16 protein-coding genes and 1 pseudogene are annotated in these 19,854 nt (G+C 35.0%); 15 read left to right on the forward strand and 2 right to left on the reverse strand.

All coding sequences use genetic code 11. The features are described from left to right. Nucleotides 1-236: 236 nt before the first annotated feature. Together AKG34_RS10710 and AKG34_RS10715 are read left to right on the forward strand one after the other, a co-directional pair. The gene (locus AKG34_RS10710; protein WP_161804922.1) at nt 237-1,862 is read left to right on the forward strand and encodes a family 14 glycosylhydrolase; all 1,626 of its coding nucleotides are present in this window, start codon (nt 237-239) and stop codon (nt 1,860-1,862) included. Nucleotides 1,863-2,143: 281 nt separating this feature from the next. After that, nucleotides 2,144-2,473, forward strand: a complete 330-nt coding sequence (locus AKG34_RS10715) for a hypothetical protein (RefSeq protein WP_053346070.1) — start codon at nt 2,144-2,146, stop codon at nt 2,471-2,473. Nucleotides 2,474-2,826: 353 nt separating this feature from the next. Here AKG34_RS10715 and AKG34_RS27960 read toward each other — a convergent pair whose 3' ends face one another. After that, nucleotides 2,827-2,997 carry a hypothetical protein gene (locus AKG34_RS27960; RefSeq protein ID WP_161804923.1) on the reverse strand — a complete coding sequence of 57 codons (171 nt, stop codon included), beginning with the start codon at nt 2,995-2,997 and terminating at the stop codon, nt 2,827-2,829. Between the two features lie 635 nt (nt 2,998-3,632). Here AKG34_RS27960 and AKG34_RS10720 point away from each other — a divergent pair. From AKG34_RS10720 to AKG34_RS10750, 7 genes are all read left to right on the forward strand, one after another. Then, nucleotides 3,633-5,621, forward strand: coding sequence for a transporter substrate-binding domain-containing protein (locus AKG34_RS10720; RefSeq protein ID WP_053346071.1), 1,989 nt, complete (start codon nt 3,633-3,635; stop codon nt 5,619-5,621). Between the two features lie 48 nt (nt 5,622-5,669). Then, nucleotides 5,670-7,046, forward strand: a complete 1,377-nt coding sequence (locus AKG34_RS10725) for a sigma-54-dependent transcriptional regulator (protein WP_053346072.1) — start codon at nt 5,670-5,672, stop codon at nt 7,044-7,046. A 169-nt stretch (nt 7,047-7,215) separates the two neighbouring features. Further along, entirely contained in the window at nt 7,216-8,217 is a 1,002-nt protein-coding gene (locus AKG34_RS10730; protein ID WP_053346073.1) for a TAXI family TRAP transporter solute-binding subunit, read from the forward strand. 26 nt (nt 8,218-8,243) lie between these two features. Next, complete coding sequence (locus AKG34_RS10735; RefSeq protein WP_053346074.1) at nt 8,244-9,344, forward strand: ABC transporter substrate-binding protein; 1,101 nt, start codon at nt 8,244-8,246, stop codon at nt 9,342-9,344. Between the two features lie 19 nt (nt 9,345-9,363). Continuing rightward, nucleotides 9,364-10,530: an ABC transporter ATP-binding protein gene (locus AKG34_RS10740; protein ID WP_083450754.1), complete on the forward strand. Its 1,167-nt coding sequence runs from the start codon at nt 9,364-9,366 to the stop codon at nt 10,528-10,530. Next, on the forward strand, nt 10,494-11,438 hold the full coding sequence (locus AKG34_RS10745) for an ABC transporter permease (protein WP_053346075.1): 945 nt from the start codon (nt 10,494-10,496) through the stop codon (nt 11,436-11,438). Before AKG34_RS10740 ends, AKG34_RS10745 begins: the two co-directional genes overlap by 37 nt. Further along, nucleotides 11,438-12,244 carry an ABC transporter permease gene (locus AKG34_RS10750; RefSeq protein ID WP_176527609.1) on the forward strand — a complete coding sequence of 269 codons (807 nt, stop codon included), beginning with the start codon at nt 11,438-11,440 and terminating at the stop codon, nt 12,242-12,244. Before AKG34_RS10745 ends, AKG34_RS10750 begins: the two co-directional genes overlap by 1 nt. 76 nt (nt 12,245-12,320) lie before the next feature. Here the strand turns inward: AKG34_RS10750 and AKG34_RS10755 are convergent, their stop codons facing one another. Then, nucleotides 12,321-12,962 carry a hypothetical protein gene (locus AKG34_RS10755; RefSeq protein ID WP_053346077.1) on the reverse strand — a complete coding sequence of 214 codons (642 nt, stop codon included), beginning with the start codon at nt 12,960-12,962 and terminating at the stop codon, nt 12,321-12,323. 364 nt (nt 12,963-13,326) lie between these two features. Between AKG34_RS10755 and AKG34_RS26850 the strand changes: the two are divergent. The 6 genes and pseudogenes from AKG34_RS26850 to AKG34_RS10780 all read left to right on the forward strand — a co-directional run. Continuing rightward, a pseudogene (locus tag AKG34_RS26850) lies at nt 13,327-13,568 on the forward strand (FAD-binding oxidoreductase); the annotation flags it as partial. A gap of 717 nt (nt 13,569-14,285) precedes the next feature. Then, nucleotides 14,286-14,732, forward strand: coding sequence for a HEAT repeat domain-containing protein (locus tag AKG34_RS10760; protein ID WP_180320462.1), 447 nt, complete (start codon nt 14,286-14,288; stop codon nt 14,730-14,732). Nucleotides 14,733-15,499: 767 nt separating this feature from the next. Next, nucleotides 15,500-17,821 (forward strand): xanthine dehydrogenase family protein molybdopterin-binding subunit, encoded by a 2,322-nt coding sequence (locus tag AKG34_RS10765; protein ID WP_053346079.1) that lies wholly within the window; start codon nt 15,500-15,502, stop codon nt 17,819-17,821. After that, the gene (locus tag AKG34_RS10770; RefSeq protein ID WP_053346080.1) at nt 17,821-18,663 is read left to right on the forward strand and encodes an FAD binding domain-containing protein; all 843 of its coding nucleotides are present in this window, start codon (nt 17,821-17,823) and stop codon (nt 18,661-18,663) included. Before AKG34_RS10765 ends, AKG34_RS10770 begins: the two co-directional genes overlap by 1 nt. Continuing rightward, nucleotides 18,656-19,147, forward strand: coding sequence for a (2Fe-2S)-binding protein (locus AKG34_RS10775; RefSeq protein ID WP_053346081.1), 492 nt, complete (start codon nt 18,656-18,658; stop codon nt 19,145-19,147). Before AKG34_RS10770 ends, AKG34_RS10775 begins: the two co-directional genes overlap by 8 nt. 42 nt (nt 19,148-19,189) lie before the next feature. Then, nucleotides 19,190-19,645, forward strand: coding sequence for a hypothetical protein (locus AKG34_RS10780; protein ID WP_053346082.1), 456 nt, complete (start codon nt 19,190-19,192; stop codon nt 19,643-19,645). Nucleotides 19,646-19,854: the final 209 nt, after the last annotated feature.

The following is a 19,854-nucleotide window of genomic DNA, read 5'->3' on the forward strand; positions in this document are numbered from 1 at the left end:
TTCTTTTTTGAGGAGTTATGAACTCCTGAAGTCCCTGCTTAGCTATTATACTGAGACGGATATTCCCTATATTTCCCGAAAAAATAATTGATAAATATTTCCAAGTGAAATATACTTTTTTGTAAAGGTCAACTTTATTTTTCACGAAAATGAAAACGTAATCACATCATGAACCTTATTTCTGATTTTATTACTAAGTCTCGGTTTCTATTATCAATAAGGGAAGGTGTGGTTTTTTGAAAAAATTATCTATTGGCATGTTTACCTTTATGCTGTATTTTGTTCCTTTATCAAGTACTTCACCTGGTTTTGCAGAAGTAAAACCAGATTACAAGCTATATGTGATGGCGCCATTGGGTGAAATAACAGATTGGGAAGCATTTAAAGCAGAATTGATTCAGTTGAAGGAAAATGGAGTATATGCAATAACAACAGATATCTGGTGGGGATTAGTCGAGAGTAAAAAAGATAATAAGTTTGAATGGTCCTATTATAAAAAGTATGGGGAGGTAGTGGAAGCTTCCGGTTTAAAATGGGTGCCCATTTTATCTACGCATCAATGTGGTGGTAATGTGGGGGATGATTGTAACTATCCCATCCCAAGTTGGCTCTGGAAGAAAGACTCTGCCGAAAACATGGCATTCAAGAGTGAAAGTGGTTACTGGAATAAAGAAGTACTTGCTCCATGGTGGGATGGAACAGCTGATCAATACAACGAATTGTACAAATCCTTTGCAACGAACTTTGCTGATAAAAAGGATCTAATTGTCAAAATCTATCTAAGTGCAGGTCCAGCTGGGGAATTAAGATATCCCTCCTATCAAAATGCAGACGGTTGGAACTATCCTGAGAGGGGACAGCTTCAAGTTTATACAGAAGGTGCGAAACGGAATTTCAGGCTTACCATGAAAGAAAAATATTCAACTATTAAAAAACTCAATGCTGCTTGGGGAACTGAGTATAAAAAATGGAATGAGATTCAACCGCCAGGTAATGGGGATGAATTTTTTACTAGTGGTGGAGCAAGTGACACACAATTTGGAAACGACTTTATGGAGTGGTATCAAGGAGCTCTTGAAAATCATCTTTCAAAAATTTCGAAATTTGCCCATAAACATTTTGATAAAGTTTTTAATGTACCAATTGGGGCTAAAATCTCAGGTGTCCATTGGAAAATGAATGATCCAGTTATGCCGCATTCAGCAGAGTATAGCGCTGGTTACTATAACTACTCTCAACTACTTGATCAGTTTAAAAAATCTAATTTGGCCCTCACGTTTACTTGTTTAGAAATGGGAGATTACGACGCCCATACTGCACCATTCTATAGCGCTCCCAAAACGTTAGTGACTCAAATCGCTACTTTAGCTAAAGAGAAAGGAATTTCCTTAAACGGTGAAAATGCACTTCCTCTTATCAATAATGAATGGGGTTTCGATAATATTGCAGAAATGGTTTTCAACTACGATTTTGACGGCTTTACCTTGCTTAGAATGTCATATTTATTCGATGATGAAGGAAATCCAACAAATGAGTTTAGGATGCTGGCAGATAAATTAGAAGGTAGGTCTATTCCAGTTACATTCACAGTTGAAAATGTACCTGTCACACCCAATCAGGGTGTTTACTTGATTGGGGATAGAGGAGAAATCGGCAGGTGGAATCCTGCAGATTACGAATATAAGCTAACCCAAAATCCAGAAGGCAACTGGAGTGGAACATTCCATTTAGCCGCAGATCGATTCTATGAATTCAAGTTCCTCATAAAAGATGAAAGTGGAAATAATATATGGCAAGATGGTGAAAATAATAGCTATAAAACTCCCATGAATGGTAAAGGAAACTACAAAACCTCATGGTAGATAAATATATAAGGAGTTATAAGAAAATGAGTACTAATGATAGGTAGGCAAAGCTACTGTTTAGAGGAAATAGTGAAATACGATTTGGAAATTCAGAAAAAAATACCTTACTATTTAAAAAAAAGATTAAAGAAGAAGTAATTAGATACTCGGGAAATGGTTGGAATAGATGGCTTATTAAGTTAGCTAGTAATCAAAATGTAAATCGTTTGTCATTGTAATACCCTTGATGTTAGGAGTTTATACGTATAAACTTTATTTAATATTGAGGAGTGGTTAAGTTGAAAAAAGTAACAGTAGACAAATTAACATTTAAAAATCATCTATCGACGATTGAACGACTTTCATTGAAAGATTTTATGTTTAAGTGGCTAGGTAGCCCCGAAGAAGGTTTAGATGATTTTCTTCCACTTACGTACACAGATACTGTCTTTGCAAAGATGGAGACACCATTGGAAACCAATTTTCGGATTCAAGGTGATGAAACCTTAAGATATGTAACAATAACGGAAGATAATCAGATTGTTATAGGGGTCTTGGACCTAAATCAAGAGTTAGCGTTTAGAATTTTGTCTCTAGAGGAGCATCTGGAATCAAATCTCAACCGTTAGTTGAACAAGATAACAGAACCTGCCATAAATAAAGCCTTGTGATTTTAAGGAAATGCTTTTTGAAATTTTTCCATCTATAGAGTAATATTAGCTTTTTTGAGTTGTTAGAAATTAAATTGGGCAAATAATCAATGAATAGACAATTTTGTCCTATGAAATTCAATTAGGAAAACACCTTAAATGTTCGAGTTGGATTCTATATCTGAATCTAAGAAAATAGACTATTAAACATTTTCCTATTATTGGGTTTTTGTAGTGAAATGGAGTAAAATGAGCGAAAAGATTGACTTTAAGTTGAAATTGAATCTAATAAACATCCGGAACTAAATCTAAATAGTGAGTATGACCAAACATTACTTTCCGTTATATTTATGGCCCATTATATGTTTTAAGTGTCCAATCACTAATTTATAGCAATCTTGTAATTCTGGAGACATATTTTCATTCTTCACTAACATCCTTAAGGTCTTCTCTGTTTCAGAGACTACTTGGTGTTTAATTGGCCTAGTTTGTTGTATCGACATTTTATTCACTCCTTTTCTTAATATTATTGACATTTATCAATTTAATTAATCTCAATTTGCCAAAATTACATTAATTTTATACGAGGAAGAGTTTACTTTTTAGGAGTATACAATTGACTATGCGGACTATTTTTTTCTGTTGGAATTCTCTAAAATCGGCACCTGCTAGGTTAATCTTTTCTAAACTAAACTAAATAGAATCAGATGCTATTTCTAAAAGTGAATGAAAATTATATGAATTGTTTGAATAGCCCTTCTCAATGTGAGAGGGGCTATTCTTACTTTAGTTGCTTAGCTTTCTGTATTCAGTATGAATATGTGGTACTTAATTATATAGTAATTAGGCTTTTGACATTAATCTCGATTTACATATATACAGATTTTGCAAACGTGCTGATGCAATGGTGGCAGCGTGGCTACCTACTACAATAAGTTGATTTATTTATTGTAGAATAGCGGCACATAATTTGTTGCAACATGTAAAACTGTGTCAGATTTCACTAATAATATGTTTGATATTAAAGGTATCATGTTCTTATTGGAGAAGTATTAATATCATGGCGTTTTTTAACGAGAGTATGACTACATGGAATTAAGAATTTCAACTTTAAGGAGGGCTCTTAATTATAAAACAATTGTATAAAATATTAGGTATATGTTGTTTCACTCTCTTTTTTCAAACAATATGGTCCCCTGATATTTTTGCCGAACAAAAAACGTATAAAATTGCAGGAGAATGGGCTCTTCCACCTTTTTCATTTAAAAATAAGGATGGAGAGCTGACTGGTATTAACATTGATATAATGGAGAAAATAGCGGATTATAATAGGCTTGATTTTGAATATATTCCTATGGGTATGCAAGATGCGGAAAAGGCTTTAAAGGATGGATCTATTGATGCGATTGTTGGTAGTACATATAGTACCGAAAAAGATAATCAATTTGACTTTACCCAATCATATTTCACAATGTCTCAATCAATAATTATCCCAAACGCCAAGCAAAATGATATTCATACTCTCACAGATTTACGTAATTCACATGTTGTACTTGATAATAACACGCCAGTAATCAGCACATTTTTGAACATGAGAAATACAAACCTAACTACTGTTTCTAATCAATACTCGGGTATTCTAACATTATTGAACAAACGGGCAGATGTATTTATCGGAAACAAATGGACTGCAGACTATTATTTAAAAAAGTTCAGACTAGAAAATCATTACATCATACTTGATGAAGTTATTGAACCCGCAGATTATACGATTGCAGTTAAAAAAGGGAATCAAACGTTGCTTTTCATGATGGACAATACACTCACTGAACTTAAAGCAAATCGAAATTTAAACGAGATAATTGATAAATGGGTCATGCCTCAATCCAATCAAAAAATTGCCAGGTTGGAGCAATTTATCTTTTGGTTAATCATAATCTTAGCCGCAGTAGCTCTGATCCTTTTAATTATTTACATATGGAATCAAAAACTTAAGAAATCAGTCCATGCCCAAACAAAGAGTCTACACCTTTTAAATAAGGATTTACAGATGCAACGGCAAAATATTGCTAATAGTAAAGCATTTAAAGATCAAATTTTAAACAATATAAATACAGGGATCATTACATTCGACCTTGATTTTGTAATAACTAGCTGTAATGCAAAAGCATCGGACATTCTTAACATCTCCGCGGAAAATATTTTGAATCTTAGGAATTATCCAACTCTAATAAGGTTATTTAATAGTTCCTATCAAGAACATGAAGAGAAAAATGGGACAAATTATTTTCAAGTTTTGGTATTAAATGAGGAGAGTGAACGCAAAGTAATCTCGTATACGGTACATAAAATGTATAGTTCTGAAGAAATACAAACAGGATTCTTACTTTCCATGAATGATGAGACGGAAAAGAAACTATTAGAGAAAAAATTGGTCACTCAAGAAAAGTTGCATGCACTTGGTCAACTAGTCGCAGGTGTTGCACATGAAATTCGGAATCCCTTAACATCTATTAAAACTTTCATTGATCTGCTTCCGAGTAAATATGAAAATCCTCAATTTCGCCAAGTTCTTATGGAACACTTGCCAACTGAAGTAAACCGGTTAAATGCAATTGTTACTGATCTAATTGATTATGCACGTCCACGTCCACCAAATATACGAAATTATTACGCTCACGAACTTATTTCTTTACTTGCTTTTCATAAGGTAACTATGGAAAAAAAACAAATTAATTTTGAACAAACTATTGATGAAGACCTTGTTTTTTATATAGATTTACAACAAATTCATCAGGTGCTTCTTAACTTAGTATTAAATTCTATTCAAGCGGTAGAAGAAACAAAGCATAAAACTATTAAAATTACAATTGATAAAATGAACGAAAAAACAGGACGGATTATCATAGCTGACACGGGCAAGGGGATGAAACAGGAGGAACAAAACCACATCTTTGAACCTTTCTTCACCAATAAAGAAAAAGGGGTCGGATTAGGACTTACGTTATCATACAGACTAATTAAAGAAAATAATGGGGATATTTATGTGAAAAGTTATCTTAATTCAGGAACAAAATTCGTCATCTTATTACCTTTATCTGAAGAACAAGAAGCCATTTTGAGTTAATAATGTTAGTAAATCTTTTGTTATGATCATAAAAGGAGGAACAGAAATATGAAGCCACATGTGTTAGTGATCGATGACGAACCTGCAATTTGTACAGCTCTTAGCTTTGCATTAGAAGACGATTATCAAGTTGTCACTACTACAGATCCAGATGAAGGTCTTCGACATATTGAACAGATTTCAGTTGATATTGTTCTACTTGATTTGCGGATTGGAAGTATAAGTGGATTAGATATTCTTCAAAAAATTAAACACAGGTCCCCCAATGTTACTGTAATCATGATGACGGCCTATTCATCTATTGATACTTCCATTGAGGCAATAAAAAATGGGGCCTATTACTATATTGAAAAGCCTATCAATATAGAAGAACTGTCATTGCTTTTAATGAGGGCAGCCGAATTTAAACAGATGTCCAATCAGTTAGAGACGCTTCATGAAGAATTAGAGAAGACTAGAGGATTCGGAAATTTCCTTGGTAACAGCAAAGCAATGCAGCGTATTTTTTCAATGATCGAAAGAGTGAAGGATATTGATTCAAGTGTTCTTATTACAGGAGAAAGTGGAACTGGAAAAGAACTTGTCGCCCGAAACATTCATACTTTAGGAAGACGAAAAAACAATCCAATGCAGATTGTTAATTGTGCAGCTATACCCGAAATGTTGCTAGAATCTGAATTATTCGGTTATGAAAAAGGAGCGTTTTCCGGTGCCACACAGCGGAAGGAAGGGAAATGCGTCGCTGCCGATGGGGGTATCCTTTTTCTCGATGAGATTAGTGAAATGCCTCTTCCTCTTCAAGCTAAATTATTACGTGTGCTACAGGAACGGGAAGTAACACCACTTGGTTCCAATACAAAAATATCATTGGATGTGCGTATTATAAGCGCAGCTAATAAAAATCTGGAACAAATGGTAATGGAAGGTAAGTTCCGAGAGGATTTGTATTTCAGGCTAAATGTTATCCCAATTTCTATGCCACCATTAAGAGAAAGAAAAGAAGATTTACCATTGCTTATGGATTATTTCATCAAAAAACACGCTAAGGATATGAATCGGGAAGATAAGACGTTCACAGCATCAGCACGTCGGTTGTTGCTAGATTATCATTATCCAGGAAATGTGCGCGAGCTTGGTAACATTATAGAGTATGCTGTTGCCCTTTCAAACTCAAAAAATATGGAAGATACTGACTTGCCACAATATGTTCAAGAACAAAAGCTAATATTACAGTCTGGAAGTCCCGATGAAGACTCTAACAGTTTTAGTATCCCAATCGGAATCTCGATGAAAGAGATAGAGGAAAAAGTAATAACAGCTACACTTCAATACTGTAAAAATCACCGACAAAAAACAGCACAAATCCTAAAAATTTCAGAAAGAAGCCTTCGCGATAAAATTAAGCTTATTTCAAATGGGGATTAAGAGATAAATTAAATCAACTCCATACCGGCATTTTTTTCTGGGTATCCGGCAAAAAATGCCGATTTTTAAGATTAAAATGCACGAAAATTCGGCAGGAATTGCATTTTATAGCTATAAATCGACTTGGCACAGTATTTGCATTTAACTTTACTAAGAAAGGAGGGCCAATATGAAAAATGGAGCACTCTTTATAAAAGCTGCTTTGTTATTTTGTTTCATAACAGGATGCTCTTTTATGAATGAGCAGCAGGAAATAACTACACCTGCTAATACTTTAATTCAGAAGCAATTAATTTCTGAGGGTCAAGATTTAAATAATCGGCTCCTAATTATTGCAACAGGAGATATGTCAGGAGTTTATTTTTCATTAGGACAAGTATTGTCCAACTTGTATGAAAAATATAATGGAGCTGTAACGGGGACTCAAGTCACTCATGCATCTATTGAAAATACTGAATTAGTTAGCCAACATCAAGCAGAAATTGGGTTTACTACAGTAGATGTACTTGATTTGCCAGAAACGAAAAAATCAAAGTTACGTGCATTAACCACCCTTTATTCTAACTATGTTCAAATTGTTACAACGAAACAAAACAATATTGATTCCTTAAAAGATTTAGTTGGGAAACGCATTAGTATTGGTACGTCAGGAAGTGGTACAAGACTGATAGCAGAACGGATCCTTTTGGAATCTGATTTACCGCTTGACCAATTGAATTTATCCTATCTTTCATTTTCTCAATCTGCAGAAGCATTACGTAATGGTACTATTGATGTGGCTTTCTTCTCTTCAGGTATCCCGAATAATGAAATCGCTTTCATCTCAAAGGAAATGAATCTCTCATTTATTCCAGTGCCAGAAGATATCATTGACCGCCTTCAAAAACAATATGGTGGTTATACAAAGAATGAAATCTCAAGTGACACATATAAAGGCATGAAAAAGAATATTCAAACGATATCAATTAAAAATGTCTTGTTAACTTACGACGAAATGTCAGATTTGCAGGCGTACAATCTTGTTAAAACATTATATGAACATCTGCCTGAGCTGAAGCATACACATCCAGCTGCTTCTGATATTTCACTAAATGAAGCAACTCAGCAAATTCCAATTGAGTATCATCAAGGTGCCATAAATTATTTTACCGAACAAGAAATTATTCATTAATAAAGAAATATGGGGAGGTTTATCAATTGAAGAAAATAATTAGTTTATTCTCAATAATATTATTGGTTGTGCTTGCAGGATGTGGTAATCCAACGCCGCAAAAGCCCGGGGAAGCAACACAAACAAGTGCAGGTGAAAAAGGTGAGAAAAAAATTACGATAGCCGGTAATGGCGGGGTTATTGAAAGTGCCATTCGAGATGTGATTGCTCCAAAATTCAAAGAAGAAACTGGCATTACAGTTAACTATATTTCTGGTTTATCAGGTGAAATTTTGTCGAAAGTGGAATTACAAAAAAACTCACCACAAATTGATGTCGCCCTTTTTGTACCAGTTGATGTAATACGAGCTCAAGACAAGGGACTTATTGATTCCGTTGATGAGTCTAATGTTCCAAATATGAAATTTGTAGATTCGCGATTCATTCCAATTGAAAAGGCTGCTGCTCCAGTATTCGGCTTGGTTATTGCACCAGCTTACAATACAGAAACATTTAAAAAGAAAGGGTTAAAATCGATTGAATCTTGGAACGATCTTGTATCTCCAGATTACGAGGGTAAAACGGCATTTTCAGACATTACGAATGATTGGGGCTTTAATACTCTTAATGGTTTAGCAATTTCAAATGGCGGCAGTACAGACAACATGGAGCCAGGGCTTGAAAAAGCAAAAGATCTTGCAGGATATTCGAATACTTTTTATAAAAATTCTACACAAATGATGCCAGCTATCCAACAAGGAGCTGCTGACGTAACCGTGATGGGAAGTTATTCTATTGGCGAACTTGCTGTTTCAGGAGTTCCAATCAAAATGGCTGTTCCTAAAGAAGGTGTGCCGCTTCAAGCATTTAGTGCTTCACTTGTGAAAAATACACCTAACAATGAAGAAGCACTTGAATTTATCAACTATTTAATTAGTGAAGAAGCACAAGAGCTAATTTCTGAGAAAGGATTTTATCCGACGGTAGAAGGAATGGAAATTTCAGAAAAATTTGAAGAGTCAATCGGACTTAAAGAAACCGATAAAACATTCAAACCTGATTTTGCTAAGTTTGCTGAGATTCGTGCTGAAGTGTCTGACAGATGGGCAAAAGAAGTAACTCCTGAACTAGGTAAAAAACTCAAATAAAAAGGAGCGGGTTGAACACATGGAAGTTTTAAAAAACGATGTAGAAATTAAAAGGACACATACACATCTTGAACCAGTACAACACCTAGGTTCGAATAAAAATGATGTAGAGGTAAAAGGAGCATTTAAACAATTTGGATCAAATGTTGTATTAAATGGCATTGATTTAGAGGTGAAGCAAGGAGAGTTACTTACTCTTCTTGGTCCTTCTGGATGTGGAAAGTCGACAACCTTAAATCTTATTGCAGGTTTTCTCGATGCAGATCAAGGTGAGGTTTATATTAAAGGGAACAATGTAACAAAGGTTCCGCCATATAAGAGAGATTTAGGTATGGTTTTTCAAACTTATTCCCTTTTTCCTCATATGACAGTCTATGAAAATCTCAGCTTTGGATTGAAGTTGCGAAAAGTAGGTAAAGCTGAACAAAAAAAGAAAATAAGTAAAGCACTTGAATTAGTAAAAATGTCAGGATTGGAAAATCGTTATCCGAGAGAATTATCAGGAGGGCAACGTCAGCGTGTAGCTATTTCCAGGGCACTTGTAGTTGAGCCAGAACTCCTTTTACTTGATGAGCCGCTTTCAAATCTTGACGCTAAGTTACGCCATGAGCTAAGAGCAGAGATTAAACGTTTACAAAAGGAGATTGGGGTAACAACTATTTTTGTAACACATGATCAAGAAGAAGCTCTGTCTATGTCAGATCGAGTAGTGGTTATGAATGCAGGGAAAATCGAACAAATCAGTACCCCAACTGATATTTACAATCATCCTAAGACAGAATTCGTCTTTCAATTTATTGGAAAGTCAAATTGTTTTGAAGGTAAAGTTTCAGAAGTGGATAAGCGGAGAATTTCAGTCAAAATAGGTGATGATATCACTCATGTTGATGCAGATAATATCATGGGAAATGATAGCAATTTGAAAGCCGGGGATGAGGTGAAGATGTATATTAGACCCGAAAAGGTACAAATTGTTCCTGCAGAAGAAACCGCTTTATCACTTTTTGATTACCATAAAGCCAAGATTAGTCAAATTAATTATCTTGGTACGTCATGGGAAATTAATGTTTTATTACAAGGAAAAAGTGTTCAAGTTTTGACTTCTTCTTTTAATTCTTCATGGCAAAATGGGAGTGAGGTGTATATCGGATGGAGCCCATCAGAAGTTATGCTAGTCAAGAAATAGAAAAGGATTTGAATCCAATAGAGCCACAAAAAGAACCTAAATTCAAAAAAAGAAAAGTTTGGATACCTGGACTACTCCTTTTAACACCTATTTTATTATTTATCTTTGGTTTCTTTGTCATTCCAATGCTATATATTCTATATTTAAGCTTTATTTCAACTGATAATCTTGGTGGGGCAGATGCAGTATATAGCTTGAAAAACTACACACAAATATTTACGGATAGTTACTATTTGTCTTCTTTATGGTTGACAGTGAAAATCAGTTTATATTCGGTTTTAGTTTCTCTATTTCTAGGTTATCCAGTAGCAATGACAATGGCAAAAAGTTCAGCACGAATTAGAGGGTACATCACTCTCTTGATCGTGTCACCACTTTTGGTAAGTATAGTGGTTCGTAATTTTGGTTGGTATCTATTGCTACTACCTAACGGAACGATAAATCAAACGTTGATGGCTCTATGTATTATAGATACTCCATTGAAACTACTATTTTCGGAAATTGGAGTTGTTATCGGGCTATCTAACGCATACCTGCCTTTCATGATCTTATCTATTGTTGCTAGCTTATATAATATTGATCCTTCTTTAGATAAGGCGGGAGCAATTCTTGGGGCAAGTCCATTCAGAAGGTTCTTTTCAATTACTTTGCCGCTAAGTATACCTGGTATTGTCTCTGGTTGCATTCTTGTATTTAGCTTGTCGATGAGTGCCTATGTTACACCTGCACTAATGGGCGGAGCAAATGTACCAGTAATGCCAGTTGTCATATATGATCAAATAAATAACTTGCTTCACTGGACATTTGGATCAGCTCTTTCTTATATTCTATTAGCAACAACTGTCATTTCAGTAGCTGTCTTTACTAGAATGTTTGAAAAAGGGAAATTTAAGGAGGTATTCCGATGATGAAAACTCTTGGTGGCCTTCGCATCGCTGTTGCTGTGTTAGCAATAATCTACATCTTAATACCACTCATTGTAGTTATACCGGCTTCTTTTACAAGTGCTAATTATCCAAGTTTTCCAGCAGAAGGTTTCTCACTACAATGGTATACCAAAATTTTAGAGCGCCCTGAGTTTTTGGAAGCATTTATTAATAGTGCCAAATTCGCCGCCTTAGCAGCTATTTTCTCCGTCATATTTGGAACTTTAGGGGCTCTTGGCATTGCAAAGTATGATATACCCGGCAAATCGTATATTACGGCTCTCTTAACTTCTCCATTAAGTGTGCCGCAGCTTGTTTTAGGTATTGCACTGTTGATGTATTTCACACCAATGATGCTTGCCGGTACTTCTACAGGATTTTTAATTGCCCATATTGTCATTTGTATCCCATATGTAATGCGTCTCGTTTTAACTGGTTTAAGTGGATTTGATTATAATCTTGAACGTGCTGCAGCAATACTTGGTGCTAATCCACTTACTGTTTTTTTGAAAGTGACACTTCCGCTTATTGGATCAGCTGCTATCTCAGGAGGACTATTTGCATTTCTAACATCATTTGATAATGTAACTGTCTCTCTTTTTATGGTATCACCTGAAATGCGTACGCTTCCAATTGAGATTTTTTCACAAATGCAGGATGCCTATAATCCAATCGTTGCTTCCGTGTCAAGCGTAGTTATTTTCATATCAGTCGTTCTAATCGTTATACTTGAAAAAATTCAAGGTGTCGGAAAGGTTTTCGGCGGTTCTCATCATACAAACGGTTAATAGAAACGTAGACAATAAGTTTATTATTCACTTGCTTGAATCAACTAATTTTTTAGACATTTGCCCCTGCGGGTTTTTACACAATTTGTCCATTCAAATAAGCTAAACACCGTTTTGCTGCTGATAAAGGAGCCGTTAGGATGGGGACAGAAGGGTTAACCAGCTTTGCTACATGTTCCATACTATATTGGGAAAGCACAATCACTTCTGTTCTTCCATCCATTTGTTCAACCATCATTTTTACCCGCTCGTCATGTTCTGCTCTTTTTCCTTGCGATAATAAGTGGATAATCCCAGGATCAACTATGGATTCCACAATACAGTCTGGGTTTTTATCTCTTAGATAATTTTGAAGGGCGATTGGTGTTTCTTTTACCGTAGATATTAGACCGATACTATTATATTGAAGTGCTTCATCAAGCATCGCTTCATCTGACCGAAATAACTTCACAGGATAAAGAGGTTGTAAAATTGATGTAATATCGTTAAATGCAGAGCAGGTAAGTTGAATACAGGAAACACCAGAGTCATAGGCTAAGTTCACTAATAAAGAAAAGCGGCGAATGATTTCTGGAGTTAGCGTGCCGCTTTTTCCCATTAAAGCAAGCAGGTTCGTGTCCATAAAATGAAGAAGCTCAAGGTCTGGTTCAACTGTCTGAAACGCTTTTTCAATCGGATTTAGTGCGGTTGTTGTTGCATGAATCAATGCAATTTTCAATAGAAACCCTCCTTTTCCTTTAATTTCATTATATCTAGCAGGACACTGTAACGCTATTATATTCATTAAAAATGAATACGAATGACAGAGGTTACAAAATCACTTCGATAAAAACCTTATTTAATAAAAAATGTTGGATAGGTATTCAATAAAGTATGTCTCTTGTTAGGAAAATGATAAAGTGTTTGACTGAAGTAGTGATTTCAGTTATCGATATCTTTTCTGTCGTGAAACACGTATGTGTACGATCTTTTCGATCAACCATATTTTTATTCGAAAACTATTAAGAGGGTATGATGATTTTTTCTATTCATTTATCTCTAGATTATTATAGAGAAGGAAGTGAGAAGCATAGAGATGAAATTTCCCTAGAGGTTCAGGTACTTCACTAAGTGGTGGACCATTACCAGTTAAAGGTGGTATGGTTCTTGATTTGACTCGTTTAAGTGATAAATTGATTATAGACTGCGAAAATATGCTTGCCATTGTTTCTCCAGAATAATTACGGCAAATATACATAAAAAAGCTGAAGAAGTGGGATTGTTCTATCCACCTGACCCTAGTAGTTCCAATGTGGCCACTATAGGTGGGAATTTTTTAGAAAATGAAAAAATGAAAGATCTATAAGAAACACATGCTGCCACGGTCATCACTGTTAATCCTGCTGCCAGATGCAAATGAGCATTGGCATTCAAAGAGAAGGAGCGGCAAAGTGAATCAAAAGTATGCATCTTGTTAAAATACTCACTGAGGCTTGCGGAATACATTAATGGATAGAAAAATGCGGTAATTAGTCAATAGAACAAGTAAGCATAAAAAGCATCTGCAATTCCTTTAAATAAGGAGAACTTGCTGGTGCTTATTGTTCATCCATAATAATCTATTTCATGCTCAATTCTTAAAGCATATGCTACGAAATTATATGATTGATTTCAATATATACTATAGCTGTCTGACTCGGTAACTAACATTATCAGGTGCTCGAAATGTGCTGGTAAAAAATCTAAGGAGAACTTATATACAAAATATGCAGTTTAAGGGTTGTTGAACAGAACGGATGGCTCTATACCATTTTATTAGCTCCATTATATCGAAAGCTAGGGTGAGCCGCCTCGATGACCCCTTTTAGTTCGATTGATTAAAACCATTAATTGATATTACTAATCATAAGGCCTTGAAATTTTACTATATTAACATATGGAAAAGGGTATAATAAGAAATGTAAGAATAAATTTCTTATTATAAAGGATATTTGTAGTATCGGGTTTAATTTTTTATAAAACCTTAGATACTTACATAAAGACAGAAGGAGAAATGATTCGTTTGAATAATAAAGAAGCAAAAAAAATTGAGTTACCTGCAAATTATGAGGAATTAAAAAAATCTGCTAATCGTACATCGAATTGGAGAGAACGTTTAGATGCGATTGAAGAGTTAGGTCAGTTCAAAAATAAACAAGTTATCGATGTACTTACACATATAATGAATAACGATGCTGTGTATAAGATTCAAGAGGCCGCTTACCGTAAACTTAAAGCATTCGGTGAAGATGTTCAATTACCTTCAAGGAAAAAAGGAGAATTGATTAAGGGATTACGAAAAATCCTGTTAAGAATTAAGAAGAGCTTACCTGAAGATCATACGTTTAATGAATTCAAAGAGAAGTTAAAGAAAATGAGAATGGACATTTATGATACTTACGAAGGTGAAAAGGGAGCGGACTTTGATAATTGGCTTGAAAACACATGGACAGCCTTATCGAAAAAGTAAATATTAAATGACACAATTTTATTTTAAAGAATATAAAGTAAGTTACACATTCAACTATTAGCGTTTTAGTTTAATAACATAAGAAAAAGGAGCATTGTTTTGCTCCTTTTTCTTATGTTTAAATATCATTACATTAAAAATCACAAAAGGTATGCTCTTCTGATTCACTCAATATTGAATTCGTTAATAATTAATCATATTCCATATTAGGTGTTGTCTTACAAAGCATAAGCTGAGAAACCCAATATAGATGAAGCCATAAAGCAAAAGGGTCTTCTAATGAGAAACCTTTCAAGCTCCATAATGCCCTCCAAACACTTTGTACATTTCATTGTATATATAATGAATTATTTATTAATTCCCTCTAAAAACACATTTTCTTTATAACTCAACATAAAGTTATTAATACATATATTTGTGTCCAAAGATATTGATGTTAATTACATAACATGAAAAACCCTTTTTAGTATTTGCTGTAATGGTAGCTACCATCATCGTAGTATTCAAAAAGAACCTATCTACTCCTTAGTTGCTTTTAGTTTTCAAGGCTGTTACAACCTCCAATACTTAGAGACAAAAATATCTTTTTCTGAAATTAACAATATACAAGGAAACCAAGAGGCAAAACATATCCTGAAGTTTTAGATAGCACAGGAATACTTGTGCCTTTTTTAGAGGGAAATCTATTTGCTTATATTTACTTATTTTAGAAAAAGATATTTGATAACAATTAACCAAGAATAATGATGATAACGAGGGGATTCTATATGGATATTATCGGAAAAGGTGTAACTCGTAAAGATGCATGGGAAAAGGTGACAGGACAAGCGATTTACACCGGTGACCATAAAGAAACAAAAATCCTTCATGTTAAAAAGGTAATTAGTCCTTATGGACATGCCAATATTAAAAATATTGACATAACCAAGGCTGAAAAAGTTGCTGGAGTTCGTGCAATCATAACTGGCGGGAATTTACCGCTAACAGGAGAAGAAATCAGGGATCGGTACCCCATAGCTCAAGATAAAGTCCGCTATCATGGAGAAGTTGTCGCACTTGTTGTTGCTGATACACCCAAACAAGCAAAATTTGCAGCAGACAGTATTCAAGTAATTTATGAACCTTTACCTGTTATCAATTCACCAATAGATGCCATAAATCCTAAATATCCTTTACTCCACCCAGATTTAGATACCTATAAAAAAATATCCGAGGTATTTCCTGAGCCAGGTACAAATATAGCAAATCGAACCAAAATCCGAAAAGGTGATATAAAAAAAGGTTGGCAAGAGAGCGATATTATTGTCGAGGAAAAGTTTTCATTTTCCCCTTCAGACCATGTTGCTATGGAAACAAGATGTTCCTTAGCAGAAATTCGTGCAGATAATAAAGTCGTGATAAGCTCTTCTTCTCAAGCACCATTTATGATCAAGCGTTTAATAAGTGATTATTTTGGTGTTGAAATCGGAAATGTCATTGTAAACACGCCTCTAGTTGGTGGTGCTTTCGGTGGTAAAGCCTCGGTACAACTTGAACTATTAGCCTATATTGCATCAAAGGCTGTTAATGGAAGGCTAGTAATAGTTGAAAATAGTCGTGAAGAGGATATTTTGACATCACCATGTCATATAGGATTAGATGCGACAGTGAAATTAGGATGTACAAAATCTGGTTTGCTTAAAATTGCGGAAATGACTTATCTTTGGGACGGAGGAGCATATGCTGACAAGGCTACTGACCTGAGTCGTGCGGGGGCTGTAGATTGCACTGGTCCTTACAATATAGAAAATATTTGGTGTGATTCTCTTTGTATGTATACAAATCATCCATATGCCTCACCTTATCGAGGCTTTGCTCATTCAGAAGTTTTGTTTGCATTTGAGCGGACTATGGATTCCCTTTCCAAAAAGCTTGGAATAGATCCACTTGAACTTCGTGAAATGAATGCGATACTCCCAGGTAATTCCACTCCAACCCAGGTTCAATTGAATTCTAGCACGGTAGGTAATCTCCCTAAATGTATAAGTGAGCTTAAGAAAAAAATGAATTGGGAAGAGGGCCAGCTAGTTAAAATAAACGACAATACAATCAGGGCGAAAGGGATAGCTTGTGTATGGAAAACTTCTACGATTGATACCAACGCTGGCTCAGGTGTCATTTTAACCTTTAATCCTGATGGAAGTGTAAACGTCATATCAGGAGTAATAGAAATCGGTACAGGAACGAAAACGGTTTTAGCACAGATTGTATCTGAAAAATTGAAGATGGATATTGATCATGTAAAAGTTCAGATGGAGGTAAATACACAGAGTACTCCAGAACATTGGAAAACTGTAGCAAGTCGTGCGACATTAATGGCAGGGAGGGCAGCGATTCAAGCTGCCGAAGATGCTCTATTACAAATAAAGCAACTTGCTTCCATTGTGTTAAGAGCCCCAGTTGAAGACATCGACCTCGGTCAAGAAAGGGTATATCTAAGGGGTGATCCAGAAATTGGAATACCATTCAATCAGCTAGTTTATGGATATAAATATCCTGATGGAAGTGCAATAGGAGGACAAATAATCGGTAGAGGACAATATACCATTCCACACATAACAAATTTAGACCCCGAAACAGGTGCAGGCAAGCCAGGACCTGAATGGACAGTTGGTGCACAAGGGGTTGAGGTAGAGTATGACATAAATGAGTATACTTACAAGATAGTCAGGGCAATATCTGTCATTGATGCAGGAAAGGTACTGAATCAAAAAACTGCAGAAGGACAAATAATGGGTGCAATGAGCATGGGCTTAGCTTTTGGCGGACGTGAAACGTTCTACTTTGATAACTTTGGTAGGGTGTTGAATCCTCAATTTAGAACATATAGACCGTTAAGATATGGAGAAAATCCTGAATATATTTGTGAATTTGTAAATACACCACAATTAGATGCTCCATATGGCGCTAGGGGCCTTGGAGAACATGGTCTTCTTGGCATGCCAGCTGCTCTCGGTAACTGTTTATCTCTTGCTGCTGGAATACCATTAAACCAGTTGCCGTTAATCCCTGAACTTATTTGGAGAGGGAAGAAAGGGAGTAGACTGTGATGTTATCTTACAATTTCGAATACTATAAACCAAAATCCATAAAAGAAGCGATAGAACAATACCAAACATCAAAATCACAAGATAAAAAACCTTTGTACTATGGTGGAGGAACAGAAATTTTAACATTAGGACGTCTGAATTATATATATACCGATGCGATTATTGATTTAAAGGGTATTCCTGAATGTAAGGAATTCGGCTTTCAAAACAATGAACTAGTCATTGGTTCAACATTGAGTTTAAGTGTATTTGAAGAAAACAAGGTGTTCCCTTTATTAACGAATACTTCAAAAGAGGTTGCGGATTATTCATCAAGAAATTCAATTACTATAGGTGGAAATATATGTGGACAAATTTTTTATAGGGAGGCTGTACTGCCATTTTTATTATCAGATAGTACTGTAATTATTGCAGGTCCAAGCGGAGTAAAAAAATTTTTAATTAATGAGATTTTTAATAAAGAGTTACGCCTTGACGAAGGGGAATTTCTAGTTCAAATTGGTACAGAAAAAGAATATCTAAAAGCACCATACCTAAGTGTAAAGAAACGTAAGCAATGGGATACGGGATACCCACTTTTAACAGTTGCTGCTTTAAAAAAAGACGGGATTATTAGATTTGCATTCAGTGGGGTATGCCCATATCCATTTCGTTCAATTCAAATGGAAAAAATACTAAATGACAAGAAATTATCTTATAAGGATCGAGTTTTAGCTTCTTTTGAGTATTTACCAAGTCCTATATTAAACGATATAGAAGGATCAGATGGATATAGATTATTTGTTTTAGAAAATACCCTATCTAATATTTTGTCATATTTAGGTGGTGAAGAACTTGAATAGGTACCCCACAAATCAAAGATTCACAATTAATTTAGAAATAAATAAAGAATGGTACGAGATAGATATACTGGCTTCAGATATATTGCTTGATGTACTCCGAGATAAAATCGGACTTACTGGAGCTAAACCTGGATGTTTAAATGGGGACTGCGGGGCTTGTACTGTGATAGTGAATAATCAGCCAATAAAATCCTGTTTAATGTTAGCTATTGAGGCAATTGATACAGAAATTCTTACAATAGAAGGTCTCAAGGATACACCGATTCAAAGAGCATTTGTGGAGCATTTTGCTTTTCAATGCGGGTATTGTACATCAGGATTTATATTGATTTGTCAGGCATTACTCCTTAATGACAACAATCCTAGTCCTGAAAAGATTAAAACATGGCTTTCTTCGAATATTTGTCGTTGCACCGGATATAAAGAAATTGAAGAATCAATACGTTCAGTAATAAACAATATAAAAAATCAATCAATTAAGTGACGTTTGTCAGTTTATCTGAATAAAATGCCTACATAGGGAGTGATGATATTGAATGAGACCTGTGAATTTGATACAAATAAAAAAGTAATTCACTCCTTTCAACGTAGTATCGAAATTACTTCAGCAATCCTATTATTAACCGGGCAAATCACAATCATTGGCATATTTGTAAGACCAGGCAGATTTAGTCTCTCATTAGGTGGTCCTCTTTTTGGAGGACATCGTTTAGAAGGGAAGGACCACTCGCAAGAAGGAAACCTTTTTATCGATATACTGGACATCATTATAGCTATATTATTAATCAATGATGTAATACATGTGACTGGCTTATTTGTTTCGTCTGGTGAGTTTACAATTAATGTTTCGGGTCCTATTTTTGGTTATCCTGAAGTTACTCCGGCACTGCCAATTGAAGATTATAACTTATTTAATACAATCATAACTAAGCATTATATCGTACCACCAGAATTATTAACTAATATAAGAGGGAATGAGTAAAATGTCATTAACAGATATTCCTACAGTAAAAAGTTCTAGAAACAATGCATTTCTAATAGCCCTTCCCATTATCATTTTCATATTTTTCTTCACTCAGCAAAAGTCCACAGATGTCTAAATTCATTTATAAAGGTAATACCTTAATCCTAGATAAGTGTCATCTGCTAAAAATGCTAATATAGAGAATCCTTGATACAAAAGGTGCGGGA

Origin of the sequence: Peribacillus butanolivorans (genome assembly GCF_001273755.1) — a bacterium.
Taxonomy (GTDB): Bacteria; Bacillota; Bacilli; order Bacillales; family DSM-1321; genus Peribacillus; species Peribacillus butanolivorans.